Origin of the sequence: Methylobacterium sp. 092160098-2 (assembly GCF_028920805.1) — a bacterium.
Classification (GTDB): Bacteria; Pseudomonadota; Alphaproteobacteria; order Rhizobiales; family Beijerinckiaceae; genus Methylobacterium; species Methylobacterium fujisawaense.
Map to the genome: position 1 here is coordinate 687,842 of NZ_JAQPZJ010000001.1, position 16,380 is coordinate 704,221.

General features: G+C 68.7%; 15 protein-coding genes. 11 read left to right on the forward strand and 4 right to left on the reverse strand.

The genetic code is table 11. From position 1 onward, the window contains the following. The first annotated feature begins 8 nt into the window (after positions 1-8). The 3 genes from PQI07_RS03105 (at position 9) to PQI07_RS03115 (ending at position 4,789) form a co-directional block, all read left to right on the forward strand. Positions 9-1,046, forward strand: a complete 1,038-nt coding sequence (locus PQI07_RS03105; RefSeq protein ID WP_274926015.1) for a 2Fe-2S iron-sulfur cluster-binding protein — start codon at positions 9-11, stop codon at positions 1,044-1,046. 75 nt (positions 1,047-1,121) lie between these two features. Then, positions 1,122-1,931 (forward strand): PstS family phosphate ABC transporter substrate-binding protein, encoded by an 810-nt coding sequence (locus PQI07_RS03110; protein WP_274926016.1) that lies wholly within the window; start codon positions 1,122-1,124, stop codon positions 1,929-1,931. Beyond that, entirely contained in the window at positions 1,928-4,789 is a 2,862-nt protein-coding gene (locus PQI07_RS03115) for a putative bifunctional diguanylate cyclase/phosphodiesterase (RefSeq protein ID WP_274926017.1), read from the forward strand. Before PQI07_RS03110 ends, PQI07_RS03115 begins: the two co-directional genes overlap by 4 nt. A 75-nt stretch (positions 4,790-4,864) precedes the next feature. Here the strand turns inward: PQI07_RS03115 and PQI07_RS03120 are convergent, their stop codons facing one another. The 4 genes from PQI07_RS03120 to PQI07_RS03135 form a co-directional block, all read right to left on the reverse strand. Then, positions 4,865-5,251: a DUF1203 domain-containing protein gene (locus tag PQI07_RS03120; protein ID WP_236961654.1), complete on the reverse strand. Its 387-nt coding sequence runs from the start codon at positions 5,249-5,251 to the stop codon at positions 4,865-4,867. 245 nt (positions 5,252-5,496) lie between these two features. Continuing rightward, positions 5,497-6,552, reverse strand: a complete 1,056-nt coding sequence (locus PQI07_RS03125) for an adenylate/guanylate cyclase domain-containing protein (RefSeq protein ID WP_043755123.1) — start codon at positions 6,550-6,552, stop codon at positions 5,497-5,499. A gap of 46 nt (positions 6,553-6,598) precedes the next feature. Then, a complete protein-coding gene (locus PQI07_RS03130; protein ID WP_274927673.1) occupies positions 6,599-6,958 on the reverse strand; it encodes a response regulator in 360 nt (119 codons plus the stop codon). Positions 6,959-7,007: 49 nt separating this feature from the next. After that, positions 7,008-9,932, reverse strand: a complete 2,925-nt coding sequence (locus PQI07_RS03135) for a response regulator (protein ID WP_274926018.1) — start codon at positions 9,930-9,932, stop codon at positions 7,008-7,010. 326 nt (positions 9,933-10,258) lie between these two features. Here PQI07_RS03135 and PQI07_RS03140 point away from each other — a divergent pair, with 326 nt between their 5' ends. From PQI07_RS03140 to PQI07_RS03175, 8 genes are all read left to right on the forward strand, one after another. Next, positions 10,259-10,468 (forward strand): hypothetical protein, encoded by a 210-nt coding sequence (locus tag PQI07_RS03140; RefSeq protein WP_043755118.1) that lies wholly within the window; start codon positions 10,259-10,261, stop codon positions 10,466-10,468. Between the two features lie 405 nt (positions 10,469-10,873). After that, positions 10,874-11,014: a hypothetical protein gene (locus PQI07_RS03145; RefSeq protein ID WP_164706328.1), complete on the forward strand. Its 141-nt coding sequence runs from the start codon at positions 10,874-10,876 to the stop codon at positions 11,012-11,014. Between the two features lie 363 nt (positions 11,015-11,377). Beyond that, a complete protein-coding gene (locus tag PQI07_RS03150; RefSeq protein WP_158498429.1) occupies positions 11,378-11,524 on the forward strand; it encodes a hypothetical protein in 147 nt (48 codons plus the stop codon). A gap of 11 nt (positions 11,525-11,535) precedes the next feature. Continuing rightward, the gene (locus tag PQI07_RS03155) at positions 11,536-11,625 is read left to right on the forward strand and encodes a K(+)-transporting ATPase subunit F (RefSeq protein WP_020091582.1); all 90 of its coding nucleotides are present in this window, start codon (positions 11,536-11,538) and stop codon (positions 11,623-11,625) included. A 22-nt stretch (positions 11,626-11,647) separates the two neighbouring features. Continuing rightward, a complete protein-coding gene (gene kdpA / locus PQI07_RS03160; protein WP_043354149.1) occupies positions 11,648-13,363 on the forward strand; it encodes a potassium-transporting ATPase subunit KdpA in 1,716 nt (571 codons plus the stop codon). Between the two features lies 1 nt (position 13,364). Continuing rightward, complete coding sequence (locus PQI07_RS03165) at positions 13,365-13,562, forward strand: hypothetical protein (RefSeq protein WP_043354148.1); 198 nt, start codon at positions 13,365-13,367, stop codon at positions 13,560-13,562. Between the two features lie 56 nt (positions 13,563-13,618). Continuing rightward, a complete protein-coding gene (gene kdpB, locus PQI07_RS03170) occupies positions 13,619-15,709 on the forward strand; it encodes a potassium-transporting ATPase subunit KdpB (protein WP_274926019.1) in 2,091 nt (696 codons plus the stop codon). Between the two features lie 22 nt (positions 15,710-15,731). Beyond that, positions 15,732-16,337, forward strand: coding sequence for a K(+)-transporting ATPase subunit C (locus PQI07_RS03175; RefSeq protein WP_274926020.1), 606 nt, complete (start codon positions 15,732-15,734; stop codon positions 16,335-16,337). Positions 16,338-16,380 lie beyond the last annotated feature (43 nt).

Below are 16,380 nucleotides of genomic sequence, written 5' to 3' on the forward strand. Positions count from 1 at the left end.
ATCGCAGCATGACCGATCGCGTCTCCCTCGTCGTCAATGGCCGGCCCATCAGTGCCGGCGCCGGACAGACCCTCCTCGACGCGGGTCTGGCATCCGGCCAAGCGATCCCGCACGATTGCGCCACCGGCCAGTGCGACACCTGCCGGGTCCGGATCCATTCCGGCTCGGTGGACGATGCCGGGACCCGCATCGGCGACACCGTCCTGGCGTGCCGGGCGCGCCTGACCGCGGACATCGCCATCGAGTTCGACGAGGTTCCCGACGTTGCGCGGCGGGCCGGCATCGTGGACAGCGTGGTCGAGCTCACTGCCGAGATCGTCGAGGTCACGGTCGCGTTGCGCAAGCGGCTGATCTATCTCCCGGGACAGTACCTTCGCGTCTCCTTCGCCGGCCTGCCCGCCCGCGACTACAGCCCGACCCTCCGCGTGGACGGATCCGGCGAGCTGAACGAATTGATCTTCCAGATCCGCCGGCAGCCCGACGGCGTGGTGTCGCCGCAGCTCGGCGGACGGATCGGACCGGGAACCGCCGTGAAGGTCGAGGGTCCGTTCGGAGCCGCGTTTCACAGGTTGGGGCGCGGCCGTCTCGTCGTCGTTTCGTCCGGCGTCGGCTTTGCGCCCGCCTGGGCCGTCGCCCGAGCGAGCCGCCTGCGCGAGCCGGAGCGCGACCTGCTCGTCGTGGCCGGCACGCGCGAGCCGCAGAATCTCTACATGCGTCCGGCCCTGGAATGGCTGCGCGACCGGGGGGCGGTGACGATCTTGACGTGCAGCGGTCGCAACCCGCCCTCCGACGCCCGAGCCGGCAGGCCGACCCTCCATCTGCCGAGGCTCACACGGGAAGACACGGTTCTGGCCGCCGGCGCCCCCGAGATGGTCGCGGCGGTGCAGTTCCTGGCGGCCGCGACCGGTGCGACCTGCTACGCTGATCCGTTCTACGCCGCGACACACAAGCCGGACCGGAGCCCGCCGTCCGACACGAACTTCCTCCAGCGTTTTCTCCAGCGCGTGGCAGGTAATCGGACCGCGAAAACGGATCCGGTCGCCTAGCAGATCGTCAACCACATCTTCAAAGCAACCTAGTTGGTGACTCGAGGTTAAGCATTCGAGACGCATTCTGCGGCAATGGACCCCATATTCGCGAACGTTCGAAGCGCTACCGCGCTCGCCATTCTCCTCCTCACCGCGTCGACCGGCGTCCGGGCGGAGGATCTGCCGATCGTGGGTACGGGCGACGGGATCGAGATGCTCCAGGCCGTCGCCGATTCCTACAATGCGGAGCATGGCCAAGCCCGCGTCTCGGTTCCCCCGAGCATTGGCTCCGGGGGGGCCGTGGCGAGCGTGGGCGGTGAGCGCCAGAAGCTCGGGCGGGTCGCGCGTCCGCTCACCGAGACGGAGAAGGCGCAGGGCCTCGTGGAGGTGCCGCTCATCCGAATTCCGTCGGCCATCTTCGTTCATCGCGGTGTCGGCGTGGCGACGTTGACGAGCGCGCAGGTGGCCGCGGTCTTCTCGGGCGGGATCGACAACTGGAGTGCCCTCGGCGGGCCCGATCTGAAGATCCGGGTGGTCCGCCGCGAGGAGACCGACAGCACGCTGTCGGTGCTCCGGGCGACCATGCCGGGCTGGCGTGATCTCGTCCTGACCAGCCGCTCGAAGACCGCGACCACCACGCAGGACGCGATCGCGACCGTTCGGGATACGCCCGGCGCCATCGGATTCGGCCCTTTCTCTCCGAATCTGGCAAGCGATTTCACGGTTCTGTCGATCGACGGCAGGGCGCCGCGTGACCCGGGCTATCCCAGCGCGGTGACCTTGGCGCTCATCTACAAGACCGCCACGAAAGACGCGGAGGCGTCGGCGTTCCTCGCCTTCGCCACGTCGGATCGCGCCGGGCAGCTGATGGCGGAGCGGGGCGGCGCCCCGCTCAAGCCGTGACGGGCACCGTCTTCTCGCGATCCCTGCGCGCGCGCCTCGTCGGTGCGACGCTCTCGACGGCCGCGATCGCACTCGCGGCTCTCGTTTTCCTCGTGGTTCTCCGCTCCGAGCAGACGTTGCGCGAACAGGCGCAGGAAGTCACGACCTGGTCCGAAACCCAGCTCTCCGATCGCCTCCTGAGCGATGCCAAGCTCGCCGCGGCCCGGCTCGCGATGCAGCGCGAGGATGTCGAGCGCCGCTTCGCCACCATGGCAAAGCGCTGGGATGTGGTGAAGGCTGTGTTCTCCGGCAACACGGTGGCGGCGTCGGAGCTCATGCGGCCCGCCCTCGCCCTGGCGGATGTCGACGGGGCGATCGCCTTCGACGTCAACCTGCGCGCCCTCACCGCCGACCGCGTCGATGCGGATCTCCTCGCCGCCAATGCGGCCTTCGGGACGACGTCCGTCGCCACCGCGTTGCGCGCCGTGATCGCCGGGAACGACCGGGAGCACGCGAACGGGTTTGTGCTGTCCCTGCGCTGGGACGACGGCCTCGCGAAGGCGCTCGCCGCCGAAGAGTCCGGTGCGGTCGCCGATGTCTTCGGCCAGCCGCTGTTCGACGAGTTCGGCGACGTGATCGGCGGACTGGTCGGTTATCGCGTCCTGCGACCGCACGAGCCGACCCTGACCGCCTTCGCATCGCTGAGCGGACGCGACGTGCTGATCCTGTCGGGGCAAAGCCTCCTCTCCTCGGCCGGTGCCGACGTCGCCGACGCGCGGCTCGGCGACATCTCGGGCGCGGATCTGCACGCCGTCGTCGGGGCCGAGAAGGTCGCGCGCTGCCTTCCTCTGCCTCCGGATCTCCGTCTCTGCGTCGCGGCGCCGCTGCGTGAGTTGCAGCAGCTCACCGGAAAGGTCGTCGGCATCGGCGAGGAGAGTTCCCGCTCGCTCCTCAGGACGCTCAGCGTCGTCGCGGGCCTGACCCTATGCCTTGTCGCCCTGGTCCTGCTCATCCTGTCCAGCCGGATCACCCGTCCGCTGGTGCGCATCACGCAGACGGTGTCCGAGGTGGCGCGCGGGAACTGGCACGTCAGCGTGCCCGATATCGACCGCGCGGACGAGGTCGGCGACATCGCCCGCGCCGTCGTCGTGCTCGAACATTCCCTGTCGGAGCGGGATCAGCTGCGCGACGACGTCTTCCGGCAGAACACGATCCTGACGGAGCGCGAGCGGCAGCTGCAGGAGCAGAACGAGCGGTTCGATGCGGCCCTGAACAACATGTCCCAGGGCCTGTGCATGTTCGGCGCCCATGGTCGCCTCAAGGTGTTCAACGCGCAGTTCTGCCGGATCTACAATATCGCTCCGGATGCGCTCGAAGCCGAACCGACGCATGCGGATGTCCGCCAGCTGGCCGGTCTTGCGGATTGGTCGGGTCCGGAGAGCCGCCCGCACCGGCGGTCTCTGACCAGGACGCTCGCGGACGAGCGATGCGTCGAGATCACCGTCGAGCCCATGGCGGATGGCGGCTGGGTGGAAACGCATGAGGACGTCACCGCGAGCGTGACGGCCCAAGCCCGGATCGCCCATCTCGCGACCCACGACGCCCTGACGGGTCTCTCCAACCGCGCCCTGCTTGCGGATCGCTTGGCCGCGGCCTTGGCAGGCCATGCGCATGACGGCCGGGCGGTGACCGTGATCTGCCTCGACCTCGACGACTTCAAGGGGATCAACGACACCCTGGGCCACCCGGCAGGCGACGAGTTGCTCCGGCAGGTCGGTCGACGGCTGACCATGCTCTGCCCGCCCGGCGGCACCGTCGCGCGGCTCGGCGGTGACGAATTCGCCGTGGTCCTCTCGGAGGCGGATTTACCGGCCGGCGTTCTCGCGCTGGCGGATGAGGTCCTCACCCAGCTCAGGCGGCCGTTCATCCTCGCCGGACAGTTCGTGTCCGTCGATGCGAGTCTCGGGCTCGCGGTCTCCGCGGCGGACGATGCCGACGGCGACGATCTCCTGCGTCGCGCCGACGTCGCCCTCTATGCCGCCAAGGCCGACGGTGGCCGGCGCGTCCGCGTCTTCGAGCCGGAAATGGAGGAACGCCAGAATCAGCGACGCTGGCTCGAACGGGAGTTGCGGCTGGCGATCGGGACCGACCAGATCGCGCTGCATTATCAGCCGCTGTTCGATCTGGCGACGAACGCGGTGACCAGTTTCGAGGCTCTGGCCCGCTGGCATCACCCGGAGCGGGGCATGATCTCGCCCGGGGAGTTCATTCCGGTCGCCGAGGCGACCGGGCTGATCGACGCCCTCGGCGCTTACGTCCTCCAAAAGGCCTGCGCGGACGCGATGGGGTGGCCAGGCAAGCAGCGTGTCGCCGTCAACATCTCGCCGATCCAGTTCCGCGAAGGCAATCTCGACCGGTTCGTCGAGGAGGTCCTGCGCACGACCCGACTGCCGAGCCAGCGGCTCGAACTCGAGATCACCGAATCCGTGATCCTGAGCCAGGATCAGGCGAGCTTCGATATGCTGACCCGCCTGCGCCGCCTGGGCGTGCGGTTCTCGATGGACGATTTCGGGACCGGCTACTCATCCCTGAGCTCGCTGAACACCTTCCGCTTCGACAAGATCAAGCTGGATCAGTCGTTCGTCCGGAATCTCTTGGAGAAGGACGAGGCGGCTGCCATCGTCCACGTCGTTGCCGAACTCGGTCGCAGCCTGAAGATCACCACGACGGCCGAGGGCGTCGAGACGCCGGAACAGCTGGCCCGGCTGCGGGCGAGCGGATTCTCGGAGGTTCAGGGCTATCTGCTGAGCCGGCCGATCCCGGCGGCCGACGTACCCGACTTCATCAACACGCAGAACGCGTTGAACGCCGCGGCCTGAAGGCGCCCTGTGTCTGACGGCCCTCAGCGCTCGGGCGGTTCGCGCGCGCAACGGGGCGATATGGCCCGCTCCGGCTCAGTCCGTCACCCGTTCCACCCGCGACAGCAGACAGCCGGGCCGGGCGGTGTGGATGTTGACGAAGAGTGTCCGCGGGTCGTCGAGGGCGCGTCGAAGCGGCTCCGCGACATCGCCGCCTGGGCAGACCTGTCCGAGATCGTACAGACAGAGGTGACCGGCGTCGTAGGCCCGAACGGAGACGAGCGGATTCGCACGAACGATGGGCGCGACCGCGTCGACCGTTTCCGTATACGGGCACTCCCTCTCATGCAGGAAGATCGGGCTCGGGGTCCAGTAGATGCCGAGCGGCTGCAGGAGATCGTAGGATCCCAGCAGCATGCTCTCACCGGCTTTTGCAAGTTTGAGACAATGTCGGCAGGGAAATTGACCGCTCGCCGTCGCCATGATCCGCCGGATCGGGTTGCCCCGGTCATCGAAGCCCGTGCGACGGAAGCGGTCCGCCGTCGCCGTCTCGATCGGAACACATCGAAACCTGGTCATCTCTCTTCCTCCGCCACCTGCCGTACGGCGCGTCGCAGAGGTGCCGCATCCCGCTTCTTGCTGTGCAATCAGGTCCGCCGAGCAGGTCCCGTGGGGACGATCGGTGAAGGCCCGTGTGCCAGACGGCGACGCGGGCATCCGCGCGCGCTTCAGGCGGGATCCGGATCGCCCGCGTCGAGCGCGTGGCGATAGACCTCGACCGCGCCCTTGCCCTTGAGCGTCACCGCGCCGATCGGCCGGACGCTCCGCCGGTCGGGCAGGCGCAGAAACGCCGCGTGCGACAGATGCAGCGCGGTTCCCTCGCCGAGGCCCGACAGGCGCGCCGCGACGTTGACCGTGTCGCCCCAGAGATCGAACGTGAACTTCGTCCGGCCCACGATCCCACCGACCACCGGCCCGATATGGAGTCCACCGCGGATCCGCCAGCCGGGCTCTCCGGCCGCCGCGACCGCCACCATGTCGGCGGCACATCGGATCGCGGCCGTGACCGGATCGGCATGTTCCCGCAGCAGGTTCGCCGTTGCCATGAAGGCATCGCCGATGGTCTTGATGTTCTCGAGACCCCGCGCCTGCGCGACGACCTCGAACGCTTCGGCCAGGCGCTGGATCTCCGCGACGACGACGTCCGGTGTCTGACCATGGCACCAGGTCGTGAAACCGACGAGGTCGACGAACAGGACGGCGACGTCGCCGAACAGGCGCGGCTTGACCTGTCCGGTCTCCATCAGTTCCGACACGGCCGAGACCGGCAGGATGGCATGAAGCAGTTCGTCGGCCCGCTTGCGCTCACGCTCGATCGTTCGCAGGTGTGCAATCTCGCGATCATGGGCGCGCTTCCGCTCCAGGCACGAGCGGATGCGAGCTTCCAGGATCACCGGCTCGAAGGGCTTCGGGAGGTAGTCGAAGGCGCCGAGTTCGATGCATCGGACGATGCTGCCGATCTCCATCAGCGCGGAGATCATCACCACCGGCGTGTGGCGCCATGCCTCGTGGGCCTTCATCCGTTCGAGCACGGCATAGCCGTCGAGAGCCGGCATCATCACGTCGAGGAGGACGAGGTCGAACGGCTCCTCGCTCAGTCGGTCGAGGGCGGCTCGTCCGTTGGCCGCACGGACGCTCGTGTGGCCCAGGATTTCCAGTTCCTGTTCCAGCAGGTCGAGGTTGAAGGGCTCATCGTCGACGATGAGGATGCGGGCTGGCTCCACAGGTTCTTCTCCCTCCGGCGCGAGACTGCGGCCGGATCGGCCGGGCTCAATCGAGCCAGTGCCGCAACTTGGCGAACAACAGGTCTTCGTCGACGGGCTTGGTCATGAAGTCGTCGCAGCCGGCCGCTCGCGCCCGATCCTCGTCGCCCGTCATCGCGTTGGCGGTGATCGCCACCACGGGGATGGCGGCGGTGGACGTGTTGGCCTTGATGCGGCGTGTCGCCTCCCAGCCGTCGACGAGCGGCAGCAACAGATCCATGAGGATGATGTCGGGCCGGTGGGCGATCGCCATCTCGACCCCGGCAGCGCCGTCGACCGCGATGACAAGCTCGTACGTGTCCTCGAGCAACTGAGTCAGCAGATCACGATTGAGTTCGACATCCTCGACGATAAGTATTCGCTTCATGCGTTGATCCCCGAGGGAGCGGACCGGCGCGCAGGGCGTAGCCGACGGCTCATCGGTCACCGTCGGCCGCCTCGAGCTCCAGGACCGGCAGCACGCGCCGCACCTCGCGGACCAGGGCGGCGCGGTCGAGACCGCTCTTGTCGATCAGTCCGAGTACCCGCTCCCGCAGCATGTCGCGCTCGGCCGTATCCAGGGATGCGGCTGTCAGGACCACGACGGGGATCGTCCGGCCGACCGGATCGGCCTGGAGGGCGTCCAGGAAGGCGAGGCCGTCCATCCGCGGCATCAGCAGGTCGAGCAGGATGACGCTCGGGCGGGCCTGAGCGATACGCTCCAGGCCGGCCGCCCCGTCCGCCACCCAATCGACGGTGCATTGCTCCGCGTTGAGCAGCTGGCGCACGAGGTCGGGAACGTTGGGATCGTCGTCGATCACGAGGATGCGCTCGTTGTCGGGGGCGATCCGCGCGAGGGCGCCGATCAGGGCTTCCCGCTCGAACGGCTTCACGATGTAGTCGGTCGCTCCGAGGCGGAAGCCCAGCTCCTTCTGGTCGACGATCGAGATCAGCACGACCGGGATGTCCCGCGTCAGCGGATCGGTCTTCAGCGCGTGCAGCACCTGCCAGCCGTCGGTGCCGGGCATCATGATGTCGAGGGTGATGGCACGCGGTTGCAGCTCCCGCGCCTTCAGAAGCCCGTCCTGGCCGCTCGATGCGCCGATGACCGTGTAGCCGGCATCGGCGAGGTTCTCCTGCAGCAGGTAGACGACGTTGGGATCGTCGTCGATCGCGAGCACGAGCTTGGCGCCCGACCGGGACACCGGCGTTACCGGGAGCGCCGGCCTCGGACTCGGCGGTCCCTCGGCGGCGCCGGCGATCCGCATCGGGATGCTGAGGGTGAAGGTCGACCCCGCCCCTTCCCGGCTCTCGACGCCGATCTTTCCGCCGAGCAGCCGGGCGAGCCGGTGGCTGATCGCCAGACCGAGGCCCGTGCCGCTGTGGGAGCGCGTGGCGCTGTTGTCGACCTGATGGAACTCCTCGAAGATCGCATTCAGCGCGTCGGCGGGAATGCCGATGCCGGTGTCGATCACGGCGAATTCGACACTCTCGCCAACCGGACGGACGCGCAGCGTCACCGATCCGGCCTCGGTAAACTTGATGGCGTTGCTGAGCAGGTTGATGAGGATCTGCCGCAGCTTCTCCTCATCGGTCCGGAAGGTCGCGGGCGTATCCCGGACATCTCGAACGAGCTGCACGCCCTCGTTCTTGACGAGGGGCTCGACCGTCCTGAGGCAGAGGTCGAGGACCGGCTCCAGCGTGAAGTCGGACGGTTTCACCTCCATCCGTCCCGCTTCGACCTTGGCGAGATCGAGGATGCTGTTGATCAGCGAGAGAAGGTGCTCTGAACTCGCCAGGATCTTCTCGAGGTTCTCGAACTGCTTCACCGGCAGGGCGTCCTTCGCCCGGCGCATCACCAGCCGGGTGAAGCCGATGATCGCATTGAGCGGCGTGCGCAATTCGTGGCTCATATTGGCCAGGAAGCTGCTCTTGGCGCGGCTGGCTTCCTCGGCCGCCTCCTTGGCCTGTCGCAGACGTTCCTCGGCCTGCTTGCGCTCGATCACCCGCCCCAGCTGCGCGCCGATATTGCTCATCACCCGCAGCAGCGACGCGTCCGGCGGCGATGCATCGCGGGCGAAGAATTCCAGCACCGCCACCACCTCGCGCCCGACTGTCACGGGAAAGCCGAAGCCCGCCCGGATCCCGTCCTGCGCGGCCGCCGGGGCGCGGGGGTCTCCGGCCAGCGTCGGATCGCCGAGGGTCCATTCGGGAGCCCCGGAGAGCAAGACGCGACCGGCGAGGCCCGTTCCCGGACCGAGCGGCGTCCCGGCCGTCGCCGCGCGCAACTGGGCGAACCCTTCTGGCGTGTCGCAATGCCAGATCCCCGTCGGCAGGAGGGCCCGGCTTCCGTCATCGGCGCGGGTGTAGGCGTGGCCGAGGGGCCAGCCGGCATGGTGGGCGACGCGTTCCAGACAGAAGCGCAGGGCCTCCGCCACCGTCGGCGCCTCGTTGGCGGCTGCGGCCGCCGCCTGGAGCAGCTCGACGAAGGCGGTCTGCTTCTGAAGCGCCAGCTCGGCTTCCTTGCGCTCCGTGATGTCGCTCCACGACTCGACCACCTCGACGGGCCGACCGTTCGGATCGCGCAGGAGGCGCTGCTCGTCCCGGACCCAGCGATAGGTGCCGTTCGCGTGCAGGAACCGGTATTCGATGACGTTGTGACCCTGATCGAGCAGATGCGGGAATTCGCCGAGGACGCGCTCCCGGTCTTCGGGGTGCAGCCGCTCCAGCCAGAATTCCGGTCCGGCCAGATAATCGCCGGGCTCGTAGCCGAGGAGATCGCGTACATTCTCGCTGATGAAGGTCGGCGCGTTGCGGCCGCCCACCTCGAAACTGCAGATCATCGACGGTGACGCGGTCAGCAGGTAGGTCAGCCGGCCCTGCGTCGCCCGGAGCGCCTGCTCGGCACGCTTGATCTCGGTCACGTCGGTGTAGACGGCAACGACGCCGCCGTCGTTGATCTTGCGCTCGCTGACCTGAACCCAGCGGCCATCGACGCGCTGCTGGAGGAGCGGCCCGCGCGGTGCGCGATAACGGGCGATCCGCTCCGCCAGCCACGCCTCGACCGTCGTGCCGTCTGCGCGCACGATGCAGGTCTCGGCGACGGCTCGGGCGATGGCCACGAACGTCACGCCCGGGACGATGATCGCCGACAGGCCGGGATGGAAATCCTGGAAGTGCCGGTTGCAGAAGACGAGGCGGTCGTCCGAATCGAACAGCGCGAACCCCTCGGAGCTGCTCTCGATAGCCTCGATGAGCTTGTGCCTGGCGACGCCGTCCTCGGGCGATCCGGCTGTCCGGATCGCGGCCCCCAGCGCATCCGCAGACGTCTCGAACGGGGACCCGGCCGGCGTGTGAGACATGGCTCGGACCACCCTGACAACGACGCTTCGAGGGCGCCGCGGCTTGCCGCGTGAGGCCGGACACACGCGTTGTCCGAAGCCTGGCTATTCATTATTCGACACCGTTACATGGTCCAATTGTCGGATCAAGCGGCGTCAGAACTGCTGTCGCGTTGCGGGGAACGATGTGCCCACAGGTGTGGCAACTCGAAACAGACCGTCGATTTCAGCCGGTCCGTCACGGCCGCCGATCATCCGTGCCCGCCCCGGACGCATCGGTGCCATGTCTGGGCGAGGCGTCGCGTCGCGTCAGGTACAGTGTATCTTCCGTGAAAACGGAGGAAATAATGGCCTACAAGATCACTTTTCGTAAGGGAAAGCGCGAGAGCTTTACCAAGCTCTGGCCGTGCGACCTTGAGGCGGCGACGGCCTACGCGCTGGCGCAACTGCCCATCCAGCATCGGGAGAAGGGTGCGACGTCGGTGAGCGTGATCTGCGAGCGGACCGGCGACGTCGTGTTCAGTTCGACCGAGCAGCCCGAGACCGAACCGGCATAGGGCCGGTCGCGAGACGGACGATGCAGAGGTCGGCATCCGCTTCGATGCGGATGTCCGGCCGCGGGCGCGGACGAGCCGCACCGGGAAGGGCCGAATCATGGCTTCAGACGCATCCCGGCCGCAGGGGCCGACGGTTACGTCTTCCGCATGCGCCGACCTGGAAGTCGGCCCGTACAGCTCGCCGCCCTGCTTCCTGCACGAACTCGATCCGAGCTTCCCCGGCTTTGCCACGGCGCCGACGGCACAGCCGCAGACCACGGCCGCCGACGACGGGACGCCTGACCTCGCAGTCGCTCGCGATCCTGATGACATCCCTACGCCGGATGCTCTGCAGCCGTCTTGGATCCTCACGGCCGACGGGGACGTGATCGCGCCACCGGACACATGCCCGGATGGAGCCCCCCCATGCAGATCCTCCGCCATATCCTCGCCGAATGTCGGGCCGACCGCGTCTTCGCGCTGATGATCGTCACGCTCGGCGCTTGGTCGGCCATCTCGGTCCTGCTGCTGGCTCTGAACATCCCCGAACCCTTCACCGCTCGATGAGCGCCTCGGTTACGGCGCTCGATTTGGACGACCGGCCCTCCGGAGCGCCGTCCTGTCCCGCACCCGGGCGATCGCCGCAGATTGGCTTGGCCGCGCCCTGCGCCTGCCCCATCGTGCCCGTCGCCGGGCGCTGCCACGCTTGTGGGTTGATCTATGGCGGCATTCGCGGCGAGGCCGCGGGCGTGATCCGGCTGGATCGGGCGCTGTGGCGTGCGCTCTGCCCCGGCGCCGCGCGGCTGACGATGCCGTCAGCCTGCGGCGCGTTGCGTGCGAGCTTCGTCGGACGCGCACGATCCTAACGCGACCCTTATAAGTTCCGCCCCGGTCCTCGCTCGAACCCTAACGCGGTTTGAGGCGACACTGATGGTCGGCCAAGGCCGGGTGCGGAACCTCCGCGGCCGGTCCGCCGAACCGGACCTGACCCCCATGCTCGACATCGTCTTCCTCGCCGGAGCGCTCGCCTTCTTTGCCGCCGCGGCCGGCTACGCGGCCGCCTGCGATCGGCTCTGAGAGAGTCCGCCATGACCCTCGACCTCGCCCTCGGCGCCTGCGTGACCGCCGGCCTCCTCGTCTACCTCACCTACGCCCTCGTCCGCCCCGAGCGGTTCTGAGCGGCCCTGACGGATCTCCCCCATGAACCTCAACGGCTGGATCCAGATCGCGCTCTACTGCGCGGTCGTTCTGGCGCTCGTGAAGCCCCTCGGATCGTACATGACCCGGGTCTTCACCGGAGAGCGCACCCTCCTCTCACCCGTGCTCGGCCCCGTCGAGCGCGGGCTCTACCGCGTGTCCGGCATCGATGCCCGCCAGGAGCAGCACTGGCTGGCCTATACGGGCGCGGTCATCCTGTTCCACGTGCTGGGCTTTGCGGTGCTGTACGCGATCCTGCGGCTGCAGGCGGTGCTGCCGCTCAATCCGGCCGATCAGACCGCGGTGGCGCCGGATCTCGCGTTCAACACGTCGACCAGCTTCATCACCAACACCAACTGGCAGTCCTACGGCGGCGAGACCACGCTCTCGTACCTCTCCCAGATGCTGGGGCTGACGCACCAGAACTTCCTGTCGGCGGCGACCGGCATCGCGGTGGCGGTGGCGCTGATCCGCGGGTTCGCCCGCGCCTCGTCGGGCACGATCGGCTCGTTCTGGGTCGATGTGACCCGCGCCACCCTCTACGTGCTTCTGCCGATCTGCGTGCCTTACACGCTGTTCCTCGTCTGGCAGGGCATGCCGCAGACGCTCGGCGCCTACGTCGACGCCACGACCCTGGAGGGCGCGCACCAGACCCTCGCGCTCGGACCGGTGGCGAGCCAGGTGGCGATCAAGATGCTCGGGACCAATGGCGGCGGCTTCTTCAACGCCAACGCCGCGCACCCGTTCGAGAACCCCACCGCCCTGTCGAACTTCGTCCAGATGGTCTCGATCTTCGTGATCGGCGCCGCGCTGACCAACGTCTTCGGCCGCATGGTCGGCGACGAGCGCCAGGGCTGGGCAATCCTCGGCGCCATGGGGATCCTGTTCCTCGCGGGCGTCCTCGTCACCTACTGGGCCGAGGCCCACGGCAGCGCCGTCCTGAACAGCTTCGGGCTGACCGGCGGCAACATGGAGGGCAAGGAGACCCGCTTCGGCATCGCCGCCTCGGCGCTGTTCGCGGTGATCACCACGGCGGCCTCCTGCGGCGCCGTCAACGCCATGCACGACTCGTTCACGGCGCTCGGCGGCCTGATCCCGCTGCTCAACATGCAGCTCGGCGAGATCATCATCGGCGGCGTCGGCGCCGGCCTCTACGGCATGCTGATCTTCGTGATCGTGGCGATCTTCGTGGCGGGCCTGATGGTCGGCCGCACCCCCGAATACCTCGGCAAGAAGATCGAGGCGAAGGAGGTGAAGATGGCCATGCTCGGCATCCTCTGCCTGCCGCTGATGATGCTGGGCTTCACCGCCCTGGCGACGGTGGTGCCGGCGGGCCTCGCCGGCCCGGCCAATGCCGGCCCGCACGGCTTCTCGGAGATCCTCTACGCCTACACGTCGGCGGCGGCCAACAACGGCTCGGCCTTCGGCGGGCTGACGGCCAACACGCTGTTCTACAACAGCACCCTGGCCATCGGCATGCTGGTCGGCCGGTTCTTCGTGAAGATCCCGGTCCTGGCCATCGCGGGCTCGCTCGCCGCCAAGAAGACGGTCCCGGCCTCGGCGGGCACGTTCCCGACCCATGGCGGCCTGTTCGTCGGGCTGCTGGTCGGCGTGATCCTCATCATCGGCGGCCTGACCTTCTTCCCATCCCTGGCGCTGGGCCCCGTGGTCGAGCACCTCGCGGGCGCGGCCGGCCAGACCTTCGCGACAGGGGGCTGAGATGCCGCGCGCCCTCCCCGCCCGGCGCGTCGCGCGCCACCACCTCGTGCTGCACCGGCAGCCGCACCGGCGCGACCGCGCCGGTGCCCCGCCCCTGCGGACGTCGGACCTCGTCCTGGCGCTCCTCGGCGTCGTCCTGCTCGGCGGCTTCGCCCTCCTGGCCGCCTACGCACTGACGGCCGGCAGGCTGGCCCTCTGATCCCAAAAGCGCCCGGCGCGCCGCGCCGGGCTCCCCACCCCTTCCGGACATCTTCCATGTCGCGTCAGACATCATCCCTGTTCAGTGCCGCCCTGATCGGGCCGGCCCTCATCGGCTCCGTCAGGAAGCTCGATCCCCGCGCCATGATCCGCAACCCGGTCATGTTCGTGGTCGAGGTCGTGGCGGCGCTCACCACGGTCCTGTTCGCCCGCGACCTCGTCACCGGCGGCAGCGACCTCGCCTTCTCCGGCCAGATCATCCTCTGGCTGTGGTTCACCCTGATCTTCGCCAACTTCGCCGAGGCCCTCGCGGAGGGGCGCGGCAAGGCCCAGGCCGACAGCCTGCGGCGCACCCGCACCGAGATGACGGCCAAGCGCCTCAAGGGGGCGGGCCCGGCCTATGAGACGGTGCCGGGCACCGCCCTCAAGGTCGGCGACGTCGTGCTGGTCGAGGCCGGCGACCTGATCCCCTCCGACGGCGAGGTAATCGAGGGCGTGGCCTCCGTGAACGAGGCCGCCATCACGGGCGAATCCGCCCCGGTGATCCGCGAATCCGGCGGCGACCGCTCGGCGGTGACCGGCGGCACGCAGGTTCTCTCGGACGAGATCAAGGTCCGCATCACCGCGGCGGCCGGCTCGACCTTCGTCGACCGGATGATCGCCCTGGTGGAGGGCGCCTCGCGGCAGAAGACGCCGAATGAGATCGCCCTGAACATCCTGCTCGCCGGGCTCACCATCGTGTTCGTCTTCGCGGTGGCCTCGATCCCGAGCTTCGCGAGCTACGCGGGCGGTTCGATCCCCGTGATCGTCCTCGTCGCCCTGTTCGTCACGCTGATCCCCACGACGATCGGCGCGCTGCTCTCGGCGATCGGCATCGCCGGCATGGACCGGCTGGTGCGCTTCAACGTGCTCGCCATGTCGGGCCGCGCCGTCGAGGCCGCGGGCGACGTCGACACCCTGCTCCTCGACAAGACCGGCACGATCACGCTCGGCAACCGGCAGGCCACCGAGTTCCGCCCGATCTCCGGCGTGAGCGCGCAGGAGCTCGCCGACGCGGCGCAGCTCGCCTCCCTGGCGGACGAGACGCCGGAGGGCCGCTCGATCGTCGTGCTGGCCAAGGAGAAGTACGGCATCCGCGCCCGCGACATGGCGGGTCTCAACGCCACCTTCGTGCCGTTCACCGCGCAGTCGCGCATGTCGGGCGTCGATCTGGAGAGCGCCTCGATCCGTAAGGGCGCGGTCGACGCCGTGATCGCGTCCCTGTCCGGCCAGCCCGTGGCGAGCCGGGGCTCGAACGCCGCCCTCGCCTTCCAGCCGGCTCCGGAGACGGGTGCCGTCAAGGAGATCCGCGCCATCGCGGAGGAGATCGCCAAGGCCGGCGGCACGCCCCTCGCGGTCGCGCAGGACGGGCGGCTGCTCGGCGTCGTCTACCTGAAGGACATTGTGAAGGGCGGCATTCGCGAGCGCTTCGCGGAGCTGCGCCAGATGGGCATCCGCACGGTGATGATCACCGGCGACAACCCGATGACTGCGGCTGCCATCGCGGCGGAGGCCGGCGTCGACGATTTCCTCGCCCAGGCCACCCCGGAGGACAAGCTCGCGCTAATCCGCAAGGAGCAGGCGGACGGCAAGCTCGTCGCCATGTGCGGCGACGGCACCAACGACGCCCCCGCCCTCGCCCAGGCCGATGTCGGCGTCGCGATGAACACCGGGACCGTGGCGGCCCGCGAGGCCGGCAACATGGTCGATCTCGACAGTGACCCGACCAAGCTCATCGAGATCGTCGGCATCGGCAAGCAATTGCTGATGACCCGCGGCGCGCTGACGACCTTCTCGATCGCCAACGACGTCGCCAAGTACTTCGCCATCATCCCGGCGATGTTCCTGGGCCTCTATCCGCAGCTCCAGGCGCTCAACATCATGGGCCTCGCCTCGCCGCAGAGCGCGATCCTGTCGGCGATCATCTTCAACGCGCTGATCATCGTGGCGCTGATCCCGCTGGCCCTGCGCGGCGTGACCTACCGGGCCGTCGGCGCGGCCGCTCTGCTACGCCGGAACCTCCTGATCTACGGGCTCGGCGGCGTCCTCGTGCCCTTCGTCGGCATCAAGGCCATCGACCTCGCCGTCAGCGCCCTCCACCTCGTCTGAACCGGTCCATCGGAGACCCGCCATGCTGAAACAGCTTCGCCCCGCCCTGGTCCTGCTCACCGCGCTGACCGCGATCACCGGCCTCGCCTACCCCCTCGCGATGACCGGCCTCGCCGGCGCCATCTTCCCCGCCAAGGCCGCCGGCAGCCTGATCGAGCGCGACGGCACCGTCATCGGCTCCAGCCTGATCGGCCAGACCTTCACCGGCGCCGGCTACTTCCACGGCCGGCCCTCCGCAACGACGGCGCCGGACCCCGCCGACGCCTCCAAGACGGTGCCGGCGCCCTACAACGCGGCCAATTCCTCGGGCTCGAATCTCGGCCCGACCAGCGCGGCGCTGGCGGAGCGGGTGAAGACCGATGTCGATGCGCTGAAGGCCGAGAATCCGAGCGTCCCGGTGCCCGTCGATCTCGTGACGACAAGCGGCTCCGGCCTCGATCCGGACATCTCGCCCGAGGCCGCCTACTTCCAGGTTTCCCGCGTCGCAAAGGCGCGCAACATCCCGGAGGACAAGCTGCGCGACCTCGTGACCGCCCGAATCGAGGGGCGCACCCTCGGCATCCTGGGTGAGCCGCGCGTCAACGTCCTGGCGCTGAACCTCGCCGTCGACGATCTCGCCCGTCGGTGATGGACACGTCCGATCCCCGCCCGCATCCTGAAAAGCCGCGTCA

Excerpts from the sequence above, each read along its gene's own strand:
- PQI07_RS03140 (WP_043755118.1), top strand. The coding sequence starts at position 10,259 with ATGGCCTACAAGATCACTTTTCGTAAGGGAAAGCGCGAGAGCTTTACC.
- PQI07_RS03175 (WP_274926020.1), top strand. The coding sequence starts at position 15,732 with ATGCTGAAACAGCTTCGCCCCGCCCTGGTCCTGCTCACCGCGCTGACC.
- PQI07_RS03120 (WP_236961654.1), bottom strand. The coding sequence starts at position 5,251 with ATGGCGACGGCGAGCGGTCAATTTCCCTGCCGACATTGTCTCAAACTT.
- kdpA (WP_043354149.1), top strand. The coding sequence starts at position 11,648 with ATGAACCTCAACGGCTGGATCCAGATCGCGCTCTACTGCGCGGTCGTT.
- PQI07_RS03135 (WP_274926018.1), bottom strand. The coding sequence starts at position 9,932 with ATGTCTCACACGCCGGCCGGGTCCCCGTTCGAGACGTCTGCGGATGCG.
- PQI07_RS03105 (WP_274926015.1), top strand. The coding sequence starts at position 9 with ATGACCGATCGCGTCTCCCTCGTCGTCAATGGCCGGCCCATCAGTGCC.
- PQI07_RS03130 (WP_274927673.1), bottom strand. The coding sequence starts at position 6,958 with ATGAAGCGAATACTTATCGTCGAGGATGTCGAACTCAATCGTGATCTG.
- PQI07_RS03145 (WP_164706328.1), top strand. The coding sequence starts at position 10,874 with ATGCAGATCCTCCGCCATATCCTCGCCGAATGTCGGGCCGACCGCGTC.
- PQI07_RS03155 (WP_020091582.1), top strand. The coding sequence starts at position 11,536 with ATGACCCTCGACCTCGCCCTCGGCGCCTGCGTGACCGCCGGCCTCCTC.
- PQI07_RS03150 (WP_158498429.1), top strand. The coding sequence starts at position 11,378 with ATGGTCGGCCAAGGCCGGGTGCGGAACCTCCGCGGCCGGTCCGCCGAA.
- PQI07_RS03165 (WP_043354148.1), top strand. The coding sequence starts at position 13,365 with ATGCCGCGCGCCCTCCCCGCCCGGCGCGTCGCGCGCCACCACCTCGTG.
- kdpB (WP_274926019.1), top strand. The coding sequence starts at position 13,619 with ATGTCGCGTCAGACATCATCCCTGTTCAGTGCCGCCCTGATCGGGCCG.
- PQI07_RS03110 (WP_274926016.1), top strand. The coding sequence starts at position 1,122 with ATGGACCCCATATTCGCGAACGTTCGAAGCGCTACCGCGCTCGCCATT.